Annotated in this window: 23 protein-coding genes; 14 read left to right on the top strand and 9 right to left on the bottom strand. The window is 43.4% G+C overall.

Translation table 11 applies throughout. The annotated features are described in order from the left end of the window. The 8 genes from EI161_RS06905 to EI161_RS06870 all read left to right on the top strand — a co-directional run. Positions 1-616: IS30 family transposase (locus EI161_RS06905; RefSeq protein ID WP_192524986.1), on the top strand; the 616-nt coding region annotated here is incomplete at its 5' end. 638 nt (positions 617-1254) lie between these two features. Beyond that, entirely contained in the window at positions 1255-2502 is a 1248-nt protein-coding gene (locus tag EI161_RS06900; protein ID WP_192523910.1) for an efflux RND transporter periplasmic adaptor subunit, read from the top strand. A 223-nt stretch (positions 2503-2725) separates the two neighbouring features. Beyond that, positions 2726-3448, top strand: a complete 723-nt coding sequence (locus EI161_RS06895) for a response regulator transcription factor (RefSeq protein ID WP_192523909.1) — start codon at positions 2726-2728, stop codon at positions 3446-3448. A gap of 121 nt (positions 3449-3569) precedes the next feature. Further along, entirely contained in the window at positions 3570-5750 is a 2181-nt protein-coding gene (locus EI161_RS06890) for a sensor histidine kinase (protein WP_192523908.1), read from the top strand. Positions 5751-6004: 254 nt separating this feature from the next. Further along, a complete protein-coding gene (locus EI161_RS06885) occupies positions 6005-6775 on the top strand; it encodes a methionine ABC transporter ATP-binding protein (protein ID WP_192523907.1) in 771 nt (256 codons plus the stop codon). Between the two features lie 19 nt (positions 6776-6794). Next, positions 6795-7481, top strand: a complete 687-nt coding sequence (locus EI161_RS06880) for a methionine ABC transporter permease (protein WP_192523906.1) — start codon at positions 6795-6797, stop codon at positions 7479-7481. A gap of 233 nt (positions 7482-7714) precedes the next feature. After that, a complete protein-coding gene (locus EI161_RS06875) occupies positions 7715-8671 on the top strand; it encodes a MetQ/NlpA family ABC transporter substrate-binding protein (RefSeq protein WP_192523905.1) in 957 nt (318 codons plus the stop codon). 304 nt (positions 8672-8975) lie between these two features. Continuing rightward, the gene (locus EI161_RS06870; RefSeq protein ID WP_192523904.1) at positions 8976-9824 is read left to right on the top strand and encodes an aldo/keto reductase; all 849 of its coding nucleotides are present in this window, start codon (positions 8976-8978) and stop codon (positions 9822-9824) included. 245 nt (positions 9825-10069) lie between these two features. Here the strand turns inward: EI161_RS06870 and EI161_RS06865 are convergent, their stop codons facing one another. The 6 genes from EI161_RS06865 to ccmA form a co-directional block, all read right to left on the bottom strand. Next, on the bottom strand, positions 10070-10951 hold the full coding sequence (locus tag EI161_RS06865; protein ID WP_192523903.1) for an IS982 family transposase: 882 nt from the start codon (positions 10949-10951) through the stop codon (positions 10070-10072). 118 nt (positions 10952-11069) lie between these two features. Further along, complete coding sequence (gene ccmE / locus EI161_RS06860; protein WP_192523902.1) at positions 11070-11570, bottom strand: cytochrome c maturation protein CcmE; 501 nt, start codon at positions 11568-11570, stop codon at positions 11070-11072. A 248-nt stretch (positions 11571-11818) separates the two neighbouring features. Then, positions 11819-12034: a heme exporter protein CcmD gene (gene ccmD, locus EI161_RS06855; RefSeq protein WP_413038383.1), complete on the bottom strand. Its 216-nt coding sequence runs from the start codon at positions 12032-12034 to the stop codon at positions 11819-11821. 41 nt (positions 12035-12075) lie between these two features. Beyond that, positions 12076-12864, bottom strand: coding sequence for a heme ABC transporter permease CcmC (gene ccmC, locus EI161_RS06850; protein ID WP_192523901.1), 789 nt, complete (start codon positions 12862-12864; stop codon positions 12076-12078). Positions 12865-13060: 196 nt separating this feature from the next. Further along, positions 13061-13717 (bottom strand): heme exporter protein CcmB, encoded by a 657-nt coding sequence (locus EI161_RS06845; RefSeq protein ID WP_192523912.1) that lies wholly within the window; start codon positions 13715-13717, stop codon positions 13061-13063. Between the two features lie 186 nt (positions 13718-13903). Then, the gene (ccmA, locus tag EI161_RS06840; RefSeq protein WP_192523900.1) at positions 13904-14533 is read right to left on the bottom strand and encodes a heme ABC exporter ATP-binding protein CcmA; all 630 of its coding nucleotides are present in this window, start codon (positions 14531-14533) and stop codon (positions 13904-13906) included. A gap of 133 nt (positions 14534-14666) precedes the next feature. On the opposite strand from ccmA, the gene EI161_RS06835 reads away from it, so the two are divergent. The 4 genes from EI161_RS06835 to EI161_RS06820 all read left to right on the top strand — a co-directional run bounded on the left by EI161_RS06835 (position 14667) and on the right by EI161_RS06820 (position 17933). Continuing rightward, complete coding sequence (locus EI161_RS06835; protein ID WP_225735261.1) at positions 14667-15758, top strand: hypothetical protein; 1092 nt, start codon at positions 14667-14669, stop codon at positions 15756-15758. 70 nt (positions 15759-15828) lie between these two features. Beyond that, positions 15829-16587 carry a YbjN domain-containing protein gene (locus EI161_RS06830; RefSeq protein ID WP_192523899.1) on the top strand — a complete coding sequence of 253 codons (759 nt, stop codon included), beginning with the start codon at positions 15829-15831 and terminating at the stop codon, positions 16585-16587. A 149-nt stretch (positions 16588-16736) separates the two neighbouring features. Then, positions 16737-17654 (top strand): histone deacetylase, encoded by a 918-nt coding sequence (locus EI161_RS06825; protein WP_192523898.1) that lies wholly within the window; start codon positions 16737-16739, stop codon positions 17652-17654. Positions 17655-17726: 72 nt separating this feature from the next. After that, positions 17727-17933 (top strand): DUF2905 domain-containing protein, encoded by a 207-nt coding sequence (locus EI161_RS06820; RefSeq protein WP_192523897.1) that lies wholly within the window; start codon positions 17727-17729, stop codon positions 17931-17933. Between the two features lie 34 nt (positions 17934-17967). Here the strand turns inward: EI161_RS06820 and EI161_RS06815 are convergent, their stop codons facing one another. Together EI161_RS06815 and coaBC are read right to left on the bottom strand one after the other, a co-directional pair. Further along, positions 17968-18750, bottom strand: a complete 783-nt coding sequence (locus EI161_RS06815) for a sulfite exporter TauE/SafE family protein (protein WP_192523896.1) — start codon at positions 18748-18750, stop codon at positions 17968-17970. An 81-nt stretch (positions 18751-18831) separates the two neighbouring features. After that, positions 18832-20172: a bifunctional phosphopantothenoylcysteine decarboxylase/phosphopantothenate--cysteine ligase CoaBC gene (gene coaBC / locus EI161_RS06810; RefSeq protein WP_192523895.1), complete on the bottom strand. Its 1341-nt coding sequence runs from the start codon at positions 20170-20172 to the stop codon at positions 18832-18834. 128 nt (positions 20173-20300) lie between these two features. Between coaBC and radC the strand changes: the two genes are divergently transcribed. Then, complete coding sequence (radC, locus tag EI161_RS06805; protein ID WP_192523894.1) at positions 20301-20984, top strand: RadC family protein; 684 nt, start codon at positions 20301-20303, stop codon at positions 20982-20984. Between the two features lie 321 nt (positions 20985-21305). Further along, complete coding sequence (locus tag EI161_RS06800) at positions 21306-24209, top strand: acyl-CoA dehydrogenase (RefSeq protein ID WP_192529290.1); 2904 nt, start codon at positions 21306-21308, stop codon at positions 24207-24209. Between the two features lie 415 nt (positions 24210-24624). Here the strand turns inward: EI161_RS06800 and EI161_RS06795 are convergent. Beyond that, on the bottom strand, positions 24625-24981 hold a 357-nt coding region (locus EI161_RS06795; protein WP_192529289.1), incomplete at its 5' end, for an IS1 family transposase.

The raw sequence follows: 24981 nt of genomic DNA, 5'->3' as shown, positions 1-24981 counted from the left end.
CTATCGCTATATCTGGAAAGACAAGAGCAAAGGTGGCACGTTATGGCACTGTCTTAGACGCAAAGCCAAACCTTATCGCCAGCGTCTAACTGCTGAGACCCGAGGCCGTATCAATGACAGAGTCTCAATCCATGAGCGTCCCTGCATCGTTGACGCGCGCACACGGATTGGGGATTGGGAAGCGGATACAATTATCGGTCAGCATCACAAACAAGCGATTGTGACGATAGTTGAGCGTAAAACAGGACTGCTTAAGATGAAGCGTGTGCTTAAAAAGAGCGCTCAGCAAGTGTCAGATGCGATGATAGATCTCTTAACACCAGTCAAGATACAGGTTAAAACGATTACCTCTGACAATGGTAAAGAGTTCGCAGATCACAAAAAAGTAAGGCAAAAACTCTTTAGCCCATTCTTCTTTGCGGATGCTTACGCTTCTTGGCAACGAGGGACGAATGAAAATACTAATGGCTTGATCAGAGAGTTCTTGCCTAAGGGCTGTGACTTTAGACAAGTCTCTGATCAAGATATTCAAATGATTGAGAATAAACTAAACAACAGACCAAGAAAACGGTTAGGATTTCAGACACCTAATCAGGTGTTCTATAATATCAATTAGCGTTGCACTTGGTATGTTAATCTAAGTAATTATTGGATTGAAACGAACGGTTAACTTTGCATTGCTATCTGTAATAACAGCGAACATCTCACCTGTCAATATCTGTCTGTATCAGACTATCAAACACAGCATCAACATGGGCTACTATACGCACTTTCTTATTAAGAAACTGACTAAAGCATGCCATCAATTAGCATATTTATAGTTGCTGGTTGCAACCGTATCCATTTCAAAACTGGCCATAATGGTGACGGTCAAAGACAGAAAGCTAAAATCAAAAAAACCATCAACCATATGATATTTCTGCATTATATAGAAACAACAAGCACATTGCTGGATAATTTGTATTTGTGATAAAAATGTATCAAAATATTTTGATATGTTTGTTTTAGCACAGATATTAAGCGTTTTCCAGTAATTGACAAATTAATGTTCAAACTGATGAGTGTCGTAAACAACTATTTAAGGTGTTGTCGCTAACTAAGGTGTTGTCACTAATATTGTCTCTCGCACTTATGCTCTCTATCTTCCAATTGGCACACAAGTCATACCTACGCCTGTATAGTAACTATGCAGCAATCGTTTCACCTCCTTCTAATTAACGATATAATAAACAGTCAAATACAATGGTGACTGCTATGGCAACTTCTAAAGTTTTAAACAAAAGCCTCTATTTACTCAGCGCGGTACTTATTGTTGCTTGTCAGCCTCCACCGCCGAGCGATGAGCCACTGACGGCCGCCGACAGCGCGAGCGTAGATAACTCACTTAGCATTACTGATGATAGTGTCACCATGACGCCCGATTATCTATTAAGTATAAAACCAACACGCTATCAGCCAAGTCTTGGTCTACAAGGTAACATCGAGCCTATCAAGAAAATTAAACTCATTGCAGTACATCCAGCCACCGTCGAAGAAATACTGGTCAGTAAAGGTCAATGGGTAGAGAAAGGCGCGCCATTGTTCATTGTTAGGCGGCTGAATACAGCAAGCCAAACGACAGATCCATCCAATACTACAGATGAACCTTCTTCAGAAACAAACGCAGCGGCGCAGGAAAATCTATCCGCTGACGATACAAGTAATTCAAAACAGCAAGATCTAGCAAAAGATACGGCAAAAGCAAAAACCACTTCTAAACCCAGTCAGCCTAAGTCTGATAATAAAACAACCGTAAAAAACGCCCAAACAGATAGCCAAGAGCCCTCAACGACGACATCAGGCGTAGAGAATGCTGACCGCGCTACCAATACCAAGCCACAGTATAACTTGACGACGGTGTATGCCAGCTTTTCAGGGCGTATAGAAGGCTTATATGCTAACACTGGACAAAAACTAGAAGCCCGCACCCCTATATTGCAACTCAGTGATGAGACCAAATTACATTTTACTGCAACCCTCCCTATCCAGGCAGAGCCTCAGCTTTCAGTTGGTCAAACCGTCAATTTTACAGCCGAAGGTGCGCTAGATAAGTTTACTGGGCAAGTCAGTAAATTGACCACAACCACTGAACCAAAAAGACTGTTAGTCTCTGTTAACGCCATTGAAAACGAGATAAGCCGTGACAAATTATTGCCCAACATGAAGGTAACAGGACGCGTCAACTATGGTCAAATAGAGGTCGGGGTCATCGTCCCTAAACGTGCGCTGCACGATGTCGACTTGACAGAACTGCACTCACCACCATATAAGCCGCTTAGAGAATTGACTGCTAATGTGTGGATTATCGAACAAGACCAGCGCTTGACACTTCAGCCTATCGAGGTAATCGAGTTTGATCCCTCTACCAATCAGTATTTAATTTCGGGTATCAGCAACGACAGCTTAATCTGTTTGGCTAACTTACCGATTGATTCTAAAGGGAAAAAAGTTATCGTTTCATAGTAATACCTGCCGGCAGTTACATTTTGTAGAAACATTAACAAAGCCTCTCTTGCTTTGTAACCGCTAAATTAGGCACTATGCCTTTATGATATATAGCATTAAGCGAGTATTTTGAACCGTTTATATTTCATGGCTTAGCTTATATTTAATGACTTAAAAGCTTGATGGCTTTAAAGCTCAACATTTTGACAAACCATAACAACAACTAGATAGAGGACAACTTATGAGTAAGCAGATTTTATTGATTGAAGATGATCCAGATTTAGCCGAATTAATTAGTGATTACCTCACGATGAATTATTATGATGTACATCATGCAGGTCTTGGTCAAGAAGGTCTTGAGTTATTAGACACCAAAGAGCGCGATATTGATTTAGTCGTACTTGATTTGATGCTACCTGACATGGACGGTATGCAAGTCTGTCAAAAAATTCGTAGCAACAAAAACAACATGACCAATAAAGTGCCCATCATCATGCTAACAGCAAAAGGTGATACCACAGACCGTGTATTAGGTCTTGAGATGGGTGCCGATGATTATATCGCCAAGCCTTTTGAGCCGCGTGAGCTGCTTGCTCGTATTCGCGCTGTTATCCGTCGTCACGAGCAGCCCAACCAAGCAGACAGTCAATCTGACAGCTTAACTTTTGGTCGTCTGAGCGTATTCCCTGACAGCCATGAAGTGACTATCGACGACGAGCCTGTGCGTTTGACCACGCATCAGTTTCAATTACTGCATTATTTTGCCACCCATTCTGGTAAAGTGTTAAATCGTGAGCAGCTTTGGCAAGCGATGCCAAATGATGACAGCTCAGACAATATTGATCGGGCGATTGATGTGCATATTTCACGCCTCCGCGCCTTGATTGAAGACAATCCGCGCCAGCCAAAACGTATTATCACGGTGCGCGGCGTCGGTTATCAATTTGCCACTGATCAGGTTTAATTGTAAATAACGGCCAAATAATCACAAAAGAACCCTACTGTTTAATTCGATATTATCAATTAAGATATTATAAATTAAACAGTATGGGTGGCCATAAATAGCTGATAACAGAGATGGTTTAATGCAGCAATTGGGTTTTCGTTCCGTATTTGCTAAGTTATTTGCCAGTGTCATGCTGGCACTTACCTTATTTGCAGTGGCAATGGTACTGTTGACGCAACTTGTGCACGATAAAGACGCAAGTATTCGCTCAGAAGTATTAGCAACGCAGATTTTAGGACAAATAGATCCGTTTTTACACGAACTTAATATCTCAATAAGCAAGGACAGTCGGCTACAGTCACGTTTTATGCTCGCTGTTGTCAAAAAAAGCTTTGATATCTTTGACGAATCATTGCAAGCAAAGATGGGCTTATATGACAATCAAGGTCGTTTGCTTATGCAGACAGATCACAGCGACTTACCACTAGAGTTGCCGCCTACCCCTTCGCTTTTCTCACGTGTATTCCCTTCTTTTTCAGATACCTATCCTACGCAGCAAGCCCAAGTATATAGCAGCACTGGCTATACCTTACTGTATGAATCTCGCTTGCCACCCAAAAAACCCGTGCTTTCTGCGGCGCTCAACTTATTTACAGGAACCTTGTTGTTATTGCTTATCATGGCAGGCGTGCTGTGGCTGATTGCGCGTACGATGACCTGGCGTATCAATCAGATGAGCCAACAGATGACCCAGTTGGGTGACGGTGATTTTACGGTGCGAGTCAATGCTCGGGGTAATGATGAGATTGCCTCGCTAGCCCGTGGATTTAACCAAGCCGCACAAAAGATTGAACACCTTATCGATGCCAATAATTTACTACTGGCACACGCCTCTCACGAGCTGCGCACCCCTATTACTCGTATCCGCTTGCAGATTGAGATGATGGATATGTTGGCAGGCGCCCTACCAACGGATACTAAAGAAAAATTCGATAAGCGCGCGCAAGCCATTAATCGTGACCTGTCGGGGCTCAATGATTTAGTAGAGAGTATTTTATTGGTTAGCCGTTTGGATGCCGGTCATGCCTTGCAGCAAGTTGAACATTTAGACTTGTACGATTTGGTCAATCAAGAGCGTCAACATTACCCTGAAGCAACTTTGATTGGCGAGCATATCGTCATTGATGGGCAATCATCGATGTTGACCCATTTGATTCGTAACCTATTAACCAATGCGATGCTACATGGTAAACCGCCTGTGACGGTCTTGTTATATGGCGTTCAAACCATCGATGAAGCCGACACTATTCCTGATTACCTGTTGCATACGGTAATGTGCAGTAGCTTTGTGGATTATAATAGCTCTGACTTTGAACCTTACGATGAGCAAGTCGATATCAATGAAGATGATGCGCAAGACCCTATAAATCTCAATGATTCATCCAAACTTGTTGATAACACCAAGTCTGACACAGTAGATTCAATCGCCTTATTACCCGCACCGCCGATTTATAAAAATGGTGAAAGTATTGCTACGGAAGATTCTGATGAGGTAAGTACGGATAATGAGATTGATAGTCTTGATAACAGTATAGCTGAAACAGAAACTAGCGCCCACATGACTCAAGGCTCTCAAAACGACTTAGAAACTACTACAAACTTAGAAACCAGTAGCGCCACACCTAAAATCAATCGTGAATTACCACTGATTACTAACGACCATAGCTTTACCAATGGTGTGACTGACAAAATTAAAAAGATGGTTTGGCATGCTGTCCCTGACGCTAGTGCCTCTGCTGAAACTATGCATGATACCGATAGTAATATGACTACTAAACCTAAAGACGGCTTAGTGACTAGAGGGCTCAATGCGCTCAAAAATGACTCTGCTCGCAACAGTGACAAAAACGCTGACAAAGCCGATAGCGATGCCAATGTCGCTAAAGACAAGGACAAGAGCAATTCGAAAGAAGATGCTATAAATAGTACCGATATGCCCAATGTACCGCGCAAAGAAGGCTTGTTTTCTAAGCATTTGAAAAAGACCAAAGCTGAACCAGTACGCCCATTACCAAAATATGCGGTACTGGCAGTGATTGACGAAGGCACAGGTATTCCTGAAGAAAAACGTGAAGATGTGTTTAGCCCATTCGTACGCTTACAGCAAAAGAACAAAGGCTCTGGTCTGGGTTTGTCTTTAGTGGCTCAAATTGTCACCGCTCACCAAGGGCGTATCATCACTGACACGCTCAATGGTCATACGAGATTTTTAGTCGTCATACCAGTCAAATACGACCCCCATTATCACCAGCATGATTAGATAGTTTATGGATTAGACTGGTGTCGTCTTTGTCTCTATCATCGCCATCCACCTCCCCTAAACACCCTATCACTAATAGCGATTAATCATAAGTCCGCCACGGATGTTCATATCCAAAGTACACGATAATATGCTATATTAGCGCCCCTTATTCTAGGGTTATTGACGTTTGTTTTTTTATTGGTTTCTTGCATTATAATAGAAGCCAAGCAATACGTTGATGACTATAAAAATTATTAGATTTTGAGCCCTCCATGAATGACATGATTGTCTTAAACGATGTGACTAAAAGTTTTTTAAGCGACCGCTCAATTAAAGATAAAGACGGAAAACCGCATTGGTTTACTGCCGTTGAGCCGACGACCTTAACTGTCCAACAAGGTGAAATATTTGGCCTAATGGGCTATTCGGGTGCAGGTAAATCTACCTTGTTACGCTTGATCAATATGCTTGAGCGTCCAGATGCGGGTCAAGTCATTATAGATGGTACCGACTTGACCACATTGTCTGCCAGTGAATTACGTATCGCTCGACATAATATCGGCATGATTTTTCAGCAGTTTAATCTGATGTCCAATCGCACTGTCTTTGATAACGTAGCGTTTAATTTGACCGTTGCAGGTTATCCAAGCCGTGATATTCATAAACGTGTCATGGAGTGTCTTGATATTGTAGATCTCACTGATCGTGCCAGTCACTACCCTGCCCAGTTATCAGGCGGACAAAAGCAACGCGTGGGTATTGCTCGAGCGATTGCACCGAGTCCAAAAGTCCTACTCGCTGATGAGCCAACCAGTGCACTTGATCCTGCGACCACTCGCAGTCTGCTAACTTGTCTGCGTGATATTAATGAAAAGCTTGGCGTGACCATCGTCATTGTGACTCATGAGATGAGTGTGATTCGTAGACTCTGTGACCGCGCAGCATTATTGCACCAAGGGCAATTGCTTGAAGTAGCTGATGTACGAGACGGTCTTATTCAAGCAACCACCCCGATTGGCAAAGGCTTAGTGCACGAAGACTAATGAGGCAGGAGAAATAAATATGTTAACTGGTAGTGATTTATCCGCCTCGATAGACAAGCTGTTTGCTCTACGCAAAGAGATTGTAAACGCGTTCGTTGATACCTTCATCATGCTCGGTATCTCAACGACAGTGGCTATCGTCATCGGTGGGCTGTTTGGGATATTCCTATTTTTATCAAGCGATCGGCAGTTTTTGCAAAACAAGACACTCTATGGTGTGCTGGGCGGCATTACCAACTTTATGCGTGCTTTTCCGTTTGTAATTTTGATGATTGCCATGAGCCCCTTTACCAAAACCATCGTTGGCACAGGTATCGGTCCTATTGCCGCATCATTAGTGCTCGCAATCGCTGGTTCATTCTATTTTGCACGTCTGGTCGAGCAAAACTTACGCGAAGTACCGCGCGGTATAATTGAAGCGACCGAGTCTATGGGGGCACGCCCTTTGACTATCATCAAAGTCTTGCTTAACGAAGCACGCTCAGGCTTGGTATTGTCGGTCACTATTCTCTGTATCAGTTTGCTGTCTTATTCAGCAGCGGCTGGTATGATTGGTGGCGGCGGTTTGGGTGATTTGGCCATTCGTTATGGTTATTATCGTTATCAAACCGAAGTCATGATTTTTATCGTCATTGTGCTCTCGTTTATGGTTATCGGTATTCAAGCCTCTGGTAATTGGTTCGCCACTCGCCTAGATAAACGTTAAAGGTTAAAAACCACACCATAAAAATAGGATATCGTCAGGTAAGCCTATTATGAATAACGCTCAAGATTTAGTGCCGATTCATCATAAGTAAAATGCTTGACTTTGTTACTGATACCCTTTAATTTTGATACTAACTTAACAGCCGTTAACTTAGCAGCATTACTATTGATAATGTTGCTTTTTTTAGTGGTTGTTTTTTATACTTTATTCCCTCCCCTTATTAAGGAAGCTCCATGAAATTAACAGATATCAGCCGTCAGTTAGCGACCGCATTTGCTGCAGTTGGCGTATCAAGTCTGGTCTTGGTTGGTTGCAACAACTCATCAGCACCTGAAGCGACTAAAGAACCTGTTACCGAAGGTTCAACAGCAGAAGCTGCCGCTAGCGATATCGATCCTGACCACAGCAAAATCATCATTGGCACCACCGAAGGTGACTTTGCCGACATGGTACGTAACCAAGTAAAAAACTCACTTGAAGCGCAAGGCTACGAAGTTGAACTGATTGCCTTTACTGACTATGTTCGCCCTAACCTTGCCTTGGCTGAAGGTGATTTAGACATCAACATCTTCCAGCATAAGCCTTACCTTGATACCTTCAAAAAAGAAAACAACCTTGATCTGGTAGAAGCTTTCCAAGTACCAACCGCACCACTTGGTATTTATTCAGGTAAAAAATCCACGCTTGATGACGTTCATAAAGGCATGAGTGTCTCTGCTCCAAATGACCCAAGTAACTTTGCCCGTGCTTTGGTGATGATGGATGATCTTGGTTGGATCACATTAAAAGACAATATCGATCCACTCAATGCATCAAAAACTGACATCGCCGATAACAGTAAATACGACATCAAAATTGTTGAATTAGAAGCGGCTCAACTACCGCGTGCGCGTGACGAAGTCGACTTTGCTATTATCAATGGTAACTACGCGACAGATGCGGGTATCAAACTGACTGAGGCACTATTCCAAGAGCCAAGCTTTGCTTACGTCAACTGGTCAGCGGTGAAATCTGCTGATGTTGGCAAGAAATGGGTTGAAGACGTCACGAATGCTTATAATTCTGACGACTTTAAAAAGTATGCCCACGACACTTTCCCAGGCTATAAGTATCCAAAAATCTGGGGTAATAATACTGATACAGCCCCTACGACAGATACTGCGCCAGTTGCAGAAGCGGCTACTCAATAATTAAAATGCTAAAACTTATCAAAGGTAAACTCAGATAAGTTAAGTGCCTTCTGAAGTTAAATAAAAAAAGCCCATTATTTTAAATAGTGGGCTTTTTTTGGTCTCAGCTTTATTAGTGACGGGGTTACTGGACGATTACTTACTAAAAATGACGTTACAGCCTGTTTATGGTTTGTAGGAAAGCGTCACCTGCCCTTTCACTTACAACCGCTTTTTTCTATAGTAGATGAGCTAAATAGAGATTGGGAAAATTATAATCACTATTCAATCTTCTATTAATCAAATAAATAACAAGGATAATAATATGTCTGCTAAAACTTATAATATTCGTACCGCTGGACAAGCCAATATACCGGTACTCGGATTGGGTACTTGGCAATCAACCGGTCAAGACTGCATCGATGTGGTTAGCCAAGGGCTAAAAATGGGCTACGAGCATATCGATACCGCCCAAGCTTATGGTAATGAAAAAGAAGTGGGTCAAGGTATCAAGCAATCAGGTGTGGCTCGTGACAAGTTCTTTTTGACCACAAAAATATTCCCTGACGACATGAAGTTTGAGCCTGAAAAATTAATCGCTGCGGCCAAACGTTCTCTAGAGGATTTAGATACCGATTACGTTGATTTACTACTACTACATTGGCCTGATGACCGCGTGCCATTATCAGAAACGATTCCTGCGTTATGCGAGTTACAAAAGCAAGGCTTGACCCGTCACATCGGAGTTTCTAACTTTAATATTGCCAATGTCATCGAAGCCAAAAAATATGCTGACGTGCCTATCGTGGTCAATCAAGTTGAGTTTCATCCGTTTATTAAGCAAAAAACGCTACAAACCTTTTTAAACAATCATCATATTTTATTAGAAGCTTACTCGCCACTCGCGCGCGGTGATGTGTTTGATAATGAAATCATCAAAGAGATTGCCGATAAGCATAATGTCACGCCAGCACAGATATCACTGGCTTGGATTTTGTCCGACAAGCATCGTGTTGCCATCCCCAAAACCGCCAATCCTGATCACCTGCAAGGAAATCTAGATGCGATCAAGGTAGAATTAAGTGCAGAAGAGCTAGAAAGAATCGGTAGTTTGGCTCGCTCTGATGGTCGCAAAATTGAACATCCAGATTATTCACCTGAATGGGATGATTAATATAGTCAATCCCATATAATACCAAACCCAAAAAGTACGATTAGCCGTGTCAAACTTGTTTAGTCTACAAGACGTAGCACTTGCACTCGTTTTCCTTGCTACTCTAATTTTTGTGAATGGTATAAATATAGTCCATTAAAAAAGCCACCGATTATATCGGTGGCTTCTTTGTGTCTTAAATACTATTTTTTTACTTCAAATAACCCCAGTTCGGGATAAGCCACATTGTAACTCATTGATACTATTTACAATGTTGCTACCTGTCCCTGCTGAGGCATGTTTTTGATGGTGGGTTTATAGGGAAACCAGCAATAAGCAATCAAACCTGACAGCAAGTTTGTAATAAAACCCGTGACACTACGATGGCGTGAATGCTCAATCTGACACAAGTTTTTCAGCTCCCCAAACACCGTCTCAACCAAAGAGCGATGATTGAGTAGTGCCTCATCCATAGGCTCAAGTAATTGGGGTTTCATATTACGCCGAAGTTTGGTTATCAACGTGGTATCACTGTGTTTTGTGAGCCACTCGTTTAGGGCTTTACTGATATAGCCTCTATCACCAAATAGTTTTCCAAATAAAGACGTTGCCATATCCTTAACTGGCGCTCTATCATCCGTATTGCCCGCAGTGACTTTGACGGAGACCAGCTCACCTTTATGATTGATAATGGCGTGTAGCTTAAAGCCGTAAAACCAGCCCATGCTGCTTTTGCCTCGGGTTGCAAGTCCCTTAAAGACTTTATGACGGTAGATACGTTTGTTATGACAAACTGCTATCTTGGTTGAATCAATATAGCTGATACCTGTACAGTCGCCCATCATGCTTTGCAAGTAGGCACATAATGGCATGATACTGCGTGGTATCAGCTCTATAAACCGTGAATAACTGGGCAAGTTTGGAAACTCCCGTTTCATCATGCCAAGCATGTGATGGTAGTAAAAAGACTTAAACTGTCGATACCGCAGTTGATGAAACAGTACCAAGATGGTCATAATCTCTGCTACACTTATCTGGCATGCTCTTAGCCGTTGACGGCCCGTTGCGATTAAATGAGCGTCAAACTCAGGTTTGAATTGCTGATAAAAGTCGTCAATATGGCAGTATAGTTCGGTTAGGTTGTCCATGTAAGAAGTCCTTGTTGTGAAGTTTGTCTTGGTAAACTTACTTTAGCAACTTTGGACTTCTTTTTTTATCTTTTTTTTGAGCGCTTATCCCGAACTGGGGTTCAAATAAGAATATTCACTATTGTTGTAGCGTTTCAGTCTCATGTACCTTTTCAGCAGGGTTATATTGCTCAGAATTAGGTACTGCACCGCTACGATTATTTTCTTTCATAGATTTCGCAACCTCTGGTGGCATATAGTTCTCATCATGCTTAGCCAACACTTCGCCCGCGACAAAGGTTTCTCCCTGCATTTTACCAGTCGCAACCACCCCTGAGTTTTCAGCAAACAGATCTGGCAAGATACCTTGGTAAGTCACTGGCACTGTCGATTCAAAATCCGTGATAGCAAACTCAACGCTCAAAGGATCATCTGGCGCGCGCTGAACACTACCCGCAACTACCATGCCGCCTGCACGAATGCGCTTATCTTGTGGTGCTTCACCTTGCGCAATGGCGGTCGCGTCAAAGTAGTAATCGGTTTGTTGTCCAATGGCATAAATCACCAGTACCACGGCTATCGCCGCCCCTGCAAGCGTAAACATAACCCACATCAGTTTTTTGCGACGAACTGCGTTCATACTACTACCTCATTGATGAGTCACTGCTTTATAAATTAAACTCTATAAAACAGAAAATATTAAAGAAACTCCCATTAGACGGACCTTCTAAAAAGTCTTTCTAACCGTACTTTTCTAATACCTATATGGTAGCATTTTTTGCACAAATCAATAAGCCCTATAGCAACCGATGAGGTTATATATTTATAAGTGAAAGGTTACCAATTTATTAGCTAACAATATGATTTAAGATGGTTTTTCTAAGAGGATTACTTGGTAGCCGGGCTAGGTTTTTTAGCGCCACGCTGTGCTTGACGCGCTTGTTGAATCGTTAGCTGCTTGATAAGCGCTTGTCTTTGTCGACGGCTATAGATGATGAAAATCAGCACCATACCAATCGTAATCGCCCAGCATGACCAAACAAAAACACCATGCTCACCCATGGCGATAAACTCAGAGACGCTATAAAAGTAAGGTTGCATCATATTTCCCTAGCCGTTATTTGATTTGGCAAAAGTCATAAAAGTTATTTGGTTTGGCCACGAATGTATTCTTTTACCCACGCTTTACCTTGGTCACGATATAAAATCAGGGTATTGGTACGATAAATCGCCAATGTTGCTACCAGTAAATAACTACCAATAATCATCAATAATAACGGCATCCACATGTCAGCCGACATTTTTGGTGCGGCGGTTAAGGTAAAAGTCGAGCCTTGATGCAAGGTATTCCACCACTGTACTGAATACTTGATAATCGGTAAGTTTACGGCACCAACGATAGATAAAATTGCCGCCGCTTTGCCACGATTGGCCGTGTGTTCAAAAGCGGCAAACAATGCCATCACCCCGGCATACAAAAATGCCAAAATCAGCATAGACGTCAAACGCGCATCCCAAACCCAGTAGGTCCCCCACGTTGGTTTTGCCCAAATGGAACCGGTCAATAAACTAATGACGCACAATAAAAAGCCCATTGGAGCAAGTGCCTGTGCCACAAGGCTGGCGGTTTTAATCTTCCAAACCAAATAAATCACCCCTAGTATTGCTAAGGCAAAATAAATGGAGATAGCCAGACTGGCAGCCGGTACGTGGATAAAGATAATACGGTAGCTATTACCTTGCAGATAATCGGGCGGGGCAAAAGCCAAACCCCAAACGCTACCTATTAGTAGACAGATAGTCGCTAAGATCGCTAGCCATTTGACCCAAGGCGAAAAAATACGAAAAAACTGCTTAGTACCCACAGTGGTCAAGAAAACCTGCCAAATGCGTTGCCACAGGCTAGGAGATGAGACATTATTTAGGTTGGGCATGGGGATAAACCTATTGCACAGCTTGTTGGTTATAGGGTAAAACGCCTCAGTGGCACACTATTCGCGAACCTATGAGCGTTAAACGCTGGATAGAATATACACGTCACTGTTTATTCGATTGTCTATTATAGCAAAGTTGCCAGTTTTCACCATGCTGTTAATATAAAGGGCTTTAATAGCATGCGCACACGCATTTTTAATTGAGCCATGACATTTTTAGAGTCAGAGCAATCACCCATGGCATAACCAAAACTGAGATGATACTGCCTGCCAATAACAAGGCTAAAATCGGTAAGCCATTCAGTCCGGTAGCAAACAAATCGACCGCCCCCGTGGCAAAAATTAATACTGGTAACTGCATGGGTAAGGCAATCAAAGGCACCAATACCGCGCCATTTTTTAGCGATAACGTCAAACTACTGGCGACCGCTGACAGCATCAGCAACATTGGACTCCCAGTGATAATAGAGGCCATCAATATCCACGCCTCAAACCAGCTCAGCTGAAACAAAGGCACAGCCAATAAACTAAGCGCTGCCACGATGCCGCTACTAAATACCCAATGTATGACCAAGCGGATAAGCACCCATAATGGCAGCGAGGCTTTGGCAACGACCAATTGTGCCAGCGTCCCGTTATCAAGCGCAGGCTTAAACAAACCGTCAACACCCATCACTAGCGACAATAAAGCCGCAATCCACACGGCTGAAACACCAAGGCGCTGTAATAGTGCAGGCTCGCTACCAACCGCTAACGGAAACAAAGTGATAATGACCAAAAACAGTACCAAAGGATACAGCCATTGTACTGCGCCCTGCTGCTTTACTTGCCATTCGCGTCGCCATAGCTGCATAAAACCAATGCTGCCACGTACCGCTGAGGGAGCGACACTTGAGCGCTCACCGACCACTTGTACCGGACTGTCTGTCATTATCCGTCCTTTTACTGATTACCGTTATACTGCACTTAAATAGTCAATCCAATAATAATGAATTCATTACCATAAGATTAAAAAATTATCAATTTTGTTGTTTGTTGCTTAAACCATATAATCTGATAAATCGAGCACTTGATTGGCTACGCCGACTGCCTGATGACTGGTCATCAGTATCGAGCCACCTTTATTAGCAAAATCGCGTAACCTGTCTTCCATACGTGCCACCATATCGACATCAAGCGCGGTAAAAGGCTCGTCAAGTAGCCATAAAGGCGTAACGTCAGGGGTCAATAAATATAGCCGCGCAAGCGTAATTCGCCGCGTTTGCCCAGCAGATAAATGGCTTGAGCTAATCGTCTCAAACCCTTGCAACCCTACCCAAGTCAATGCCTCGTCAATATCAACGGCGTTTGGTGTGATACCATATAAGTTCAGCAGAAAGGTTAGATTTTGCGCGACCGTCAGATTAGGATGAATACCCAACTGGTGCGACACATACAAAGGTTGAATAGGTAAACTTGCTGCCCCTTGATAATAAACCTCACCACTCAGCACCGGTAACAAGCCAGCCAACTGCATGAGTAACGTCGTCTTACCGGTACCATTAGCGCCCACTAAGTGACAGACGCTACCAGCAGCTAGATTAAGCGAAACCCTTTCACATAAAGGGTTCTCACCGCGCTGAACGGTCAGCTCATCGAGCGCAAGTAAGGCGGTATTCAGAGCCGTCATCAAAACCTCTCATTATTTATTAAGCAGCAGTCAACATTCATCACAAACACAGATGATGTTCATGGCATAATACTTTATGCTTACCACAACCCCACAGTATAACAAATTGTCGATTACTATGACCTCAAAACCTATGCAGACTTCAAAAGATAGCCAAAACTTAAACGATCAGAGCGCAGCGCCTCAGTCAGATACTTCGGCTAGTAGCCCCAGTTCTAAGAGCTCAAACCTAACCATAGACAGTCTAATCGATGCGCAAGTGGCGTTTATGCAGCAGTGGTTGCGCTCGCAAGCAGAGCCGCTGTCTATCGAAGCTTGGCACTGGTTTGGTGAACAGCCACTGAGTAACTATGTCAGTAGCGATGATTTGCAGCACCTCATTAATGACTGGCTGCTTAATCAGCCAATGAGTGAGGTAATGCGCGCCGATATTCGTGATATTTTGCATACGGTTATTTACCATCCGGTCAATGACAACGTGCCTTTATCAGAATTGGTGGATGACACGCAAGTTGAGACTCTTGCTAATTATGTGGGCAGCCATGAGCAGCAGCGCAATATATTGATTCATACGCTGGTTGGTAATGACACCTTTGCCGACTTACTGACTCAAACGCTCTATCACGCCATCAATGACTTTATGGAAACTACGTTAGATAAAGCTGGTGGTGTCGGCAAATTAATGAAGCTCGGACGCAGTTCTTTTGAAAAGGCCACCAATAAAAACCTCGATGAAAAACTGCAAACATACCTGCATCGCAATATTAAAGATTTGACCCGTCGAGCCGAAGCCAATGCCCAAGAACACTTATCCAACGAGGAAGTCGCGCGATTATTGGTTACTGGCTGGGCACGGATTAAAGATCAGCCAATTAGCGAAATCCAAACCTATTTACGCGATGAGCCGAACGATAGCAGTATTGAGCATATTGAAGCCAGCATTCAGCAAAGCTATAACCGCCTACGCCTATCACCTTATTTGCACAGTCTCGTGGCAGCGAGCGTCGATACCTGGTATAGCAACCATCAGTCAGATAGCATTGCGGGCGTGGCCGCAAGCTTAAATATCGATGAGCAGGCGATGGCGCAATTAAATACTACTCTATTGCCTGTCTTTTATGATGCCCTTGAAAGCCCTTGGTTAACCGCACATATAACAGCTATGCTCCAAGCGTTTTATACCCAGCCTGAGATCAAACAGGGCTTAGTATTCAGCAACGATTAATTTTCTATGATTTTTAACGTATTGTTTGCTGATCTTTAATCTCTATCTTTTATTAGCCAGTCCAAAATCTATGAGTCAATCTACTAAACTCAGCTTATGGCAAAAAATCAAACGGTTACTGACTGCTTCAGCACCGCAGACTATTGCCGATGGTGCACACTTGCCACCCCATTTAACAACCGTTGATAATGATACGATGCCAGCAGAGAATCAAAGTGTAGATACTAGCGACTCTCATACCGAGATTGGCACTGATACCGAAGTAGATACGAAAAACAATAACGAGCACTCACAAGCTAATGCCAATCCGCACACAGAACAAAAAGAGCGCCATGACACACCCATTATTGATTGTCTAAAACGATATTTTAATAACAAACAGTGGCACTATAACTACTATCAGCCCAAAGCGTATGATAGGCAGCAATCGCACTATTTATCCCTAAGGGTGCGGCATGAGCAGCTCGATTGTGGCTACCTATTTCGCGTTCAAGAAGAAAATAAACTGCTGGCAGTCTACGGTATTTTGCCCTTTTTAATACCCGAAAGTTATCAAAGCGCCGCCATGCGACTGATCTCTCAGATCAACCATGACATGTTGGTTGGCCATTTAGAAATGGATAACAGCGATGGCGAGATACGCTACAAAAATGCCATCAACGTCGAGACGGCTGGTATTGATGAGCATACCATTGAGCAGTTATTGCAAAGTGTTATTGCCATGATTACAGTCATTAATAAATTATTCAGTAATTTAATCGACAACCAGAACCCTGCTGAGGAGTTGCAAGACCTACTAATGGAGCTAAAGCAACAGATAGACTCATGAGCCTTTTTCTTACCAACGCAGTTTGTGCAATAAACCTGACCAATATAACCTTCAACAGATGATATAACTTCCTATAAACACCTTATTATTTAAACCTTTAAAACGCTCTACCTTTCAAACACTATCCAAAACAGAAATTATTTAAAACTATGCTAAAAATTGCCTACTCTGATATTTTTCGTTATTCCGTACCCGAAAAACACCGCTTTCCAATGCAAAAATATACCATGATTCCAGAGCGTCTATTAGCAGAAGGAACCATCCGTACCGATAATTTTTTTGCGCCTATACGCTTAAGCGAAGACGAGATTTTGACCACGCATACTGCGGATTATTGGCATCAACTAAAAACCCAAACCCTACCGCGTAAAGAAGCACGAGCCATCGGTTTTGAGATGACGTCGGAACTGGTAGAGCGTGGTCGTTATATTGCCCATGCCACTTATGAATGTGCCTTATATGCGCAGCAATATGGGGTGGCGATGAATGTCGCGGGCGGCACCCATCATGCATTTGCCGATCATGGTGAGGGCTTCTGCGTTTTTAATGATGTTTGTATCGCCAGCAACTTATTATTGAATCGCGGACAGGCACAAAGAATATTAGTAGTCGATTTAGACGTGCATCAAGGCAATGGCAACGCCAGTATCATGGCCGATGAGCCGCGTGTTTTTGTCTTTAGTATGCATGGAGCCAAGAACTATCCGTTTCGTAAGCAAGTATCAGACTTGGATATCGAACTCGCCAATGATACTGGTGATGCGGAATATTTACAGATTTTGATGGACACACTACCGCGCCTAATCGCTGACTTTGTACCCGATATGATTTTTTACCAATCTGCGGTCGACGTGCTGGCAACCGATAAACTAGGAAAACTCGGACTGACATTAGAAGGCTGCAAGGCGCGTGACGAATACGTATTACGTCAAGCTAAGGTCGCTAATATCCCCGTCGCCATTGTCATGGGCGGCGGCTATTCAGAAGATATCGAAGATGTGGTTGAGGCGCACTGTAATACGTTTCGCTTGGCGCAGCAGGTCTTTTTTGATGAAATGAATGGTTGATGAAATGAATGGTTGGTATAACGTCTAAATAAACGAGAAAAAATAATGTAACGAGGTTAGCAAGATTTAATTATGGCAAAAATATTGATTGGCATAGGGGTTTTGTTGGTTGTGATAGGCATTATTTGGTTAATATTTCCAAGCACATTTTCGTGGATAGGCAATATGCCAGGTGATGTTAAGTATAAATCAGGAAATACACGGGTTTATTTTCCAGTGGTCACCATGATTATCATCAGTATCGTTGCGACCATATTATTAAATGTATTCAACCGCTAATCCTACTTTACTGCAACTTAAAAAGTATTCCCTACTATAAAAACGCCATAACCCCTTGCCAGCCTACACGTAATCCAAGTACGGTTAAAATTAATAAAATAAGCTGGCGAAAGCGGGCTTGTGGTAAATAACGACGCAAACGAATACCAATTAAAAGAACGCTAATAGACAACACACTAAGCAAAGCAATCAGCTGCCATTCTCCATTACTCAAGGCCATAATAGGCTCACGTAAAACAATAATTTGAGCGATTTTACCTAAGAAATAGCACATATTACCGACTTTGGCGATGGTGTTTTTATCATTGCTTGCGGACAATAAATACATCATCAATATGGTCGACATAGCATTGGTCGCGCCCCCAATAATGCCTGCACTAAAACCAACAATAATAAGCACAGGCTTGGTATCGGGCAAGCGAACTTGCTTACCCAATAGCGCGCTGCTGACATAAAAACCAATAACAGCGGCTAAAACCAACAATATATAAGCGCTATCGACCCATAGCAAAAGCTTAGCACCCAAAATACTACCGAGTAAGCTGGTCAACGCCAGCAACCAATAGCGTCTGCCATAATAGATAAAGTTTTGCCAAACCGTGCGGCCACCACCTGCCAGCCAAGTCATCGCATTGAGTAATAGCGACGGAAAAATCACCAAAACAATGGCATGTGGTAACGGATACATACTGGCAAGCGCGGTTGTCGTTACCAAGGTCACGCCTAGCCCGCTAATGCCATGCAGCAGCGAGGCAAGTGCAAAGATAGCGATCAATAATAACGTCTGTGTGCTATCACTATCTATCATGTTTGTCATTTCAGCACGATCAATCGAGGCCTCATATTTAGTATGATACTTCTAAGCACATCAAGCACATCGTTATTGATGAGCACACCATTAGGCATCGTGACGCTGCCAAATTGCCTCACCAATAATACCGACTAATTGCTCGGCAATCTTATCTTTGCTTGTTTTCTCTAGCATAATATTATCGTGCTCATAATGCTCTGAGAAAAACACCTGCATGGCATTGTCATCACTGGCAAAACCAATATCTGCACGCGAAACATCATTACAAGCAATCAAATCCAAGTCTTTAGACACCAGCTTACCACGAGCATAGCGCTCGACATCCTGCGTTTCTGCGGCAAAGCCAACGACAAACAATGCTGGATGAGCGAGCGAAATCGTCGCTAATATATCAGGGTTTTTAACCAAACTTAGCGTCATGGCCTCTTGGGTTTTTTTGATTTTTTGCGGGGCAGCTTCCTCAGTACGATAATCAGCGACAGCAGCGGTTGCAATAAATATATCAGCAGCTCTTACGCTATCATGACCCAAATGCGTATGTTCATGAGCGTGTTCATCACCGCAACCACAGTCACCGTGGTGATGTTCATGAGTATGTTCAGGCAGATACTGTAGCGCACTATGCGTACCTTCCACACACTGCTGCGCTGCCATTAGCATATCTTTAGCAGACAATACATCGATACGCGTGACATTGAGCGGTGTCGGCAACGCTACTTTACCACCAGCAATCAAAATCACTTCTGCACCAGCGGCAACACAGGCACGCGCTAATGCAAAGCCCATTTTCCCAGTAGAGTGATTGGACAAATAACGCACAGGGTCGATTGCCTCCACCGTTGGTCCTGCAGTAACCACCACTCTTTTACCTGTTAATAACTGCGGCGTGGTTTGCAGGGCATTAAACAACAACACTTCGTCCAATAACGCTTCTGGCTCAGGCAAACGTCCTGCACCCACATCACCGCACGCCTGCTCACCGCTAGCAGGTGCAATGATTTGATAATTCATATCACGCAGCGTTTGCACATTTAGGTTGACGGCTGGGTGCGCCCACATCTGCTGGTTCATCGCTGGGGCAATAATGACTGGCGCCGCCGTTGCGAGGCACACGGTGGTCAATAAATCATCGGCCATACCCATCGCCAGCCGCGCGAGTGTATTGGCTGACGCTGGAGCAATGACGATTAAATCCGCCCATTTTGCCAGCTCAATGTGACCCATCCCCGCCTCCGCCTGCTCATCGAGTAATGAGATATGTACCTCATTACCGGTTAAGGCTTGTAGGGTTAATGGGGTGATAAAAGCTTGAGCGCCTGTGGTCATAATGACGCGCACATTAAAGCCCGCCTTGATTAATAGACGAGCAAAAATAGCAGATTTATAAGCGGCGATACCGCCGGTGATAGCAAGCACGATATTGGACATAAGCATGGCATCAATAAAAAAGTTGAAAGATAAAATTGCACTTATAGTATCAATTATGAGATAAGTTGGGTAAGAATTTGCGCATTTACCCCATATATCTGGCAACAATTTATTTTCAAGGAATGGCAATGGCGATCAAAGACTGGCATGAAGATGATAGACCACGAGAGAAGCTGTTAAAATTTGGTGCCGCTCGCTTGTCTGATGCCGAGATATTAGCCATCTTTCTGCGTACAGGTACCCAGTCGCAGTCAGCAATCGAGCTGGCTCGTCATTTGATTGAAAAGTTTGGCAGCTTGGCAGAGCTACTGGCGGCCCCTCAGGAAACGGTCCTTGCTTGTCATGGTATCGGCCCTGCTAAATACGCCCAGATACTCGCTTCGCTTGAGATGGGCACGCGTTATTTAGACAGTCAGCTCAAAACTGGTCAAGCACTTGGACGCTCACAAGCGGTCAAAGACTATATCAGCACCCAATTGCGCGCAGAGCACCGTGAGGTCTTTGCCGTGCTTTGTTTGGACAATGCTCTAAATCTAATCAACTTTGAGATATTATTCACTGGTGGCATCTCATCGTGTTCGGTCTGCATCAAGCACGTACTGCGCCATGCGCTGAGTCACGCGTCCAGCCAATTAATTGTCGCGCACAATCACCCTCACACGAATGCTACGCCTTCAACGGCAGATAATTTACTGACCTACGAGCTAAAAAAGGCCTGTGACTTAATAGACTTATCCTTGGTTGATCACATTATTGTCGGACGCAACGAAACGTTATCTTATGCCGAAAGCTGCTTAGCCCCTTTTGGCTAATTGGCAATAATCACTGGTTTTTAACTATATGAATAAAACTTGATACATATTGTCGACATAGCGTAGCATTTTAACTATTGATAGTCATCGACAACTGTTTCATATTGGTAGCCAACTTTGTCTTTTACTCGATAAGCTCTCATTATATAGACTGGTCATTATAAGTATTAACATCTTAAATCCATGCTATAACTACAGTTAGAGACGACTATTTAACAGAAAAAGAAGTCCGTTTTTAGACAAAAACAACTAAATTTATTCAAAAATTTCTTATTCATATATTTTTCACGCTTTTGGTTTAGCGTTACAAAGGAGATAGTCATGGCCATTGGCTTGTTTATTTTGGCAGTCATCATTCAGTTAGCCATGGTCTTGGCCATCTTTTTGTTGTCTTTATCACGTGTCACTGGCAGCATTGTCGCCCTGATTACGGTTATCGTAACCGCAGTTATTAGTCCTTGGTCGCTTATTTTGGGTATACCGATAGCGCTACTTTGCTTGATATTACTCATCGCCCCTATTCGCCAGTCATTAATTACCAAACCTGTGTATAAGGCTTTGGGCGGTGCGATGCCTAGCATGAGCGATACTGAACGCGAAGCCCTCGATGCCGGTACCAGTTGGTGGGAAAAAGAGCTGTTCATGGGTAAACCAGATTGGGATACTTTTGCTAAATATCCTTACCCAGAACTGTCAGAAGAGGAACAAAGCTTCATCGATAATGAAGTTGAAACTCTGTGTACTATGCTCGATGAGTGGCAAATCCAGCACAAAGACAAAGAGCTGTCACCTGAAGCGTGGCAGTTTATTAAAGCCAATGGGTTCTTGGGTTTAATCATTCCAAAAGAATTTGGTGGTTTAGAGTTTAGCTCTTATGCTCAAAGCCGCGTCATGAGTAAGATTGCCTCGCGCTCGCCAACTGCGGCGGTGACTTGTATGGTGCCGAACTCGCTCGGCCCTGGTGAGCTATTGATGCATTATGGTACAGACGAGCAAAAACAGCGCTGGCTACCAGGTCTTGCCAAAGGCGACGAGGTTCCCTGCTTTGGTCTAACCGGCCCAGAAGCGGGTTCCGATGCTGGTGCGATACCTGATACAGGCGTGGTCTGTTACGGGTTGCACGACGGCGAGCAAGTGCTCGGTCTGCGGATGAATTTTTCTAAACGTTGGATTACTTTAGCGCCTATCGCCACTGTCGTGGGCTTGGCATTTAAAATGCATGATCCAGAAGGGCTGCTTGGCGATCCCAAAAAGACCGATTACGGCATTACTTGTGCGCTCGTCCCTGCCAGCCATGATGGGGTGATTATAGGACCGCGTCATAACCCAATCGGCTCGCCATTTATGAATGGTACTGTCGATGGCAAAAATGTCTTTATTCCACTCGATTACATCATCGGTGGCGTTGAAAATGCGGGTCGAGGTTGGCGCATGCTGATGGAGTGCTTAGGTGTCGGCCGTGGTATCTCGTTACCCGCACTATCTACTTCAGCCAGTGAAATGACTTACTTGTCTGTTGGGGCGTTTTCTAAAGTTCGCGAACAGTTTAAAATATCTGTCGGTAAGTTTGAAGGCGTACAGGATGCGACCAGTCGTATGGCCAGCAACACTTATATGCTAGAAGCCTTCCGTCATCTAGTCACTTGTGGATTAAACCAAGGCGGCACCCCATCGGTTATGACCGCGATGGCAAAATATTATGCGACTGAGACCATGCGTAATGTGGTCAACGATGGTATGGATGTGGTTGGTGGTCGCGCTGTACAGATGGGCCCACGCAACTTTTTGGCGACCCCCTATCAAGCCATTCCAGTATCTATCACCGTTGAAGGTGCAAACATCTTGACGCGCTCACTGATGATATTTGGTCAAGGCGCGATGCGCTGTCATCCTTACCTATTTGATGAGCTACAATTGCTCCAAAGTGACGATAAAAAAGGCGCACTCAAGCAATTCGATACTCTATTCTTTAAACATCTAGGCTATACCTTCAATCGCGGGGCAAAAGCCTTTGTCGCAGGCTATATCGGTGGCAGTAACCACGCCCCTAGCTTCTCTGATAGCTTTACCCGTCCTTATTATAAGCACATTAACCGCTTGAGCGCAGACTTTGCCTTAACCGCAGACATGGCATTAGGGTTACTGGTTGGCGATTTGAAACGTAAAGAAATGCTGTCTGGGCGCTTAGCAGACATCCATGCGCACTTGTTTATCTGTACGGCTATTTTGCAGTTTTATCAATACGGAACAAAATCAAAAGCCGAACGCTTACATGCCGAAGTCGCCTTAAAAAACAGCCTTTATACTATTCAAGAAGCATTCATTTCTTTATTTGCTAACTTTCCTAATCGCATGGCAGCCAGCTTGGTCAGCTTTGTGACTTTCCCAAGTGGTCGTATATTTGCGCCAGTGAGCGATGAGTTAAAACGCCAATTGGGTGATACCTTTATGGATGACTTTGAAGCCAATCCATTCCGCGATTATCTCAAAACCATGATTTACTACAATACTGAGCCAGATGATGTCACTGGGCGTATGGAGCATGCCTATCAAACACTGCTCGATATTGAACCTTTATGGCAGAAGTTTAAAAAGGCGGAGCATAAAGACAGCTTTGAAGGGCTTACTTTTGAAGATCATGTGGTCTATGCCAGTCAAAATGGTGATATCACGGAAGAAGAAGCAGAAGTGCTTATTGAATATAATGCGCTGCGTTTCGACTCACTCTTGACTGATGTGTTTGACAAACATCTATCTAATGCTCAAGAACGTGATAACCCGCACAGCTTGGATAATGCGGTACAGCAACTGACTGACTACGCGCAACTAAAAAGTGAGGCACAAGCTAGAAATGGTACAGCGGTTGAAAATGAAGCAGCAGCCAACAAACTGAATGTCTCTGACCGTGATAATGAAAAAACGGGTGATGCCAACCCCGATCACGGCTATGAAAGTGACGGTGATGTAGAAATGGTTAAAGAGCAAGATACGGTAAAAGAAACAGCTGCACAAACGGATTTTGGCGATTCTAACCCAGAGGCGGAAGCACTCAATCATCGCCATCGTGATGCAGAATCACATCTCAATGAGCGTATGAACAACAATCATAACCGCCCCCATGATACTACTGCACCTGATAACACCAATAGTAATACCATGGAAACTCAAATTAAAAATTTAGAGCGCGAAGGCAATCTACATCACAAAGAGGATGATAAAGTCTAATCGTCCATTCTTAAAGCGTTATACCCTACTCTTACAAGCAAGGCTGTCTACCTCTGGCGGCCTTGCTTTTTTTATGTCTTTTGAACCTAATAAATAACTAAAAAATCACCACGGTCAATGCCATGCGCGAACACTATAGTTAGTGAAAAGTAAAATCGATACATCACGTACTGCAGGTACCGTAGCGTTTTTAAAGTATTTTAACTATAAATATGCTCCTCTATACAATCATATTCATCAATACTGGTTATTTTATGGCCATATCGCTACGACAAGGATTGTCCGGCTTACAGGAAATGATAAAAAAATCTTGCAGTACCCTTAACTATTATTTTATATTGTCCCCAAAAATGTGACTTCGAGCAATAATCACAATAATTTAATAATCGGTGGTGTTCTAAAAAGTATGCTGGCATCAGACATAGCCATAATTGACATAGAAGAATACCAAATCAAACACCTTAAAGTGGTTATCAAACTTCTTTGAGAAGCAGCAGGTCTTTCGAACGGCTCGTCGCAATCGGTGCCTAAGGCGACAGTTATTACCTTCTATGCCTACCGTATGCTGCTTGCCGATTTGTTTCTTGTCAGGCTTGAATGCGGTTATAAAGCTATCCCAGTTATCCATGCTAATAGAGCCATAGCTGACTTTCAGTTGTTTAAGACGGGCTCTTAGCTTCTTAGCTGTTTTCAGGTCACGTTTGCCCCAAACATAAGCAACAATCTCATTGGTAGCGCGGTCATAAGCATAAATAAGCCAAACTTTACGCTT

It is taken from the genome of Psychrobacter sp. FME5 (assembly GCF_014861375.1).
Lineage (GTDB): Bacteria > Pseudomonadota > Gammaproteobacteria > Pseudomonadales > Moraxellaceae > Psychrobacter.
The sequence above is the reverse complement of the archived record's forward strand: the minus strand, read 5'-3'. Positions and strand labels throughout refer to the sequence as shown.